Source organism: Streptococcus sp. HMSC071D03, assembly GCF_001812125.1.
Classification (GTDB): Bacteria; Bacillota; Bacilli; order Lactobacillales; family Streptococcaceae; genus Streptococcus; species Streptococcus pseudopneumoniae_N.
On record NZ_KV807798.1, the window covers coordinates 2150 to 3388 of the forward strand.

The following is a 1239-nucleotide window of genomic DNA, read 5'->3' on the forward strand; positions in this document are numbered from 1 at the left end:
GTTCTAAAGCTACTTGACGTAGCCCTTTTACAAAATAGATATTTGGATGTTTAACCCATTGTTTGACCTCTCCAGAATCAATTATATCCTGTGTTTCCGGTTGAATACGGACTCTATCATCTTGTTTATGACTGTTTACTAAATCCTCTTCATGATCACTGCTATTCTCATGCAATTCCGACATACTATTTTTTCTCCCTCTCTCTTGATTAATAATTGTTTGATATTCTTGACGGACTTCTTCCCTTGTCAATTGCCTATCTGACACAAAGGCTTTTACATCATCTGCAGTTAGCTCTTGCGCTTTTGCAAGAGCTAGTTCCTTCTCAAAAAAGCCCTTGTAATGCCAGGACTTTTCATCTGCTGTATAAACATGTGCTAACTCTTTAGGAGTGTTATTCCCTCCCTTCAGAAAGTCATTCCAATCTTCCTTCTCCTGGCCTCTCTGAAGGATCGGTGGAATCGCAATCTGTACTGGAATCCCCTTTTCCTGCAGACCAGTTATAAATTTATGACCAGCCATATCATTATCTACAGTCAAGGTAATCATATCCTGATGCTGACCATCTTTAAAATAGTTCGTTGTTCTGACGACCGTTTCTAGCGCTTTCCCAGTATTCTGATTGATTTGGTAGGATTTACCGTTCATCTCTGCATACAATTCCATAAAACGTCGGCTAATGATGCCCTCTTTGACACCATCCATAGCTACTAAGCGTACATCTTGAAGCCTATCCTTGTGAAGCTCATAGTAGCTCATTAGATCGATTGGTGCTTCCGCAAATACCAAGCGTTTAGGCCTTCCAATATCAATTGAAAAGCCTAGTTGTCCGTCTGAATTTCTCATAATTTGTTTTAGGCGTCCGCGTTCAGGATAGTGCTCCCGATTCTCTACTATTCCCTGAAGACTCGCTCCAGCTAAAAAGCCTGTGTTGTCCTTATACTTAAAGACGATCACAGGCTCAAAATAATCTCCTTTTTTTCGGATTGCTTCCGCTATACTCCCTTGGCTAATAAAGAAGTTAATCGTATCATCTGAAAGGCCTCTCTGTGCCTTTAAATAGCGTCTAGAGGCGCTGAAATCCTGACGCTCATATCTTTCCAAGTGATAGCTAAAAGGCTCTTTTGAGGCTGTCTGAGCTTCTAGATCGACTTCCTTAAATTCTCCAGTTTCTAAAAAATGTATCGCCTCCTTGTAAGAAACACCTTTTATGGATTGAACTAACTGAATGACATCCC

1 protein-coding gene is annotated in these 1239 nt (G+C 40.5%); it reads right to left on the reverse strand.

The window, feature by feature from the left end:
* On the reverse strand, positions 1-1239 hold a 1239-nt coding region (locus HMPREF2837_RS08565; protein WP_148131853.1), incomplete at both ends, for a toprim domain-containing protein.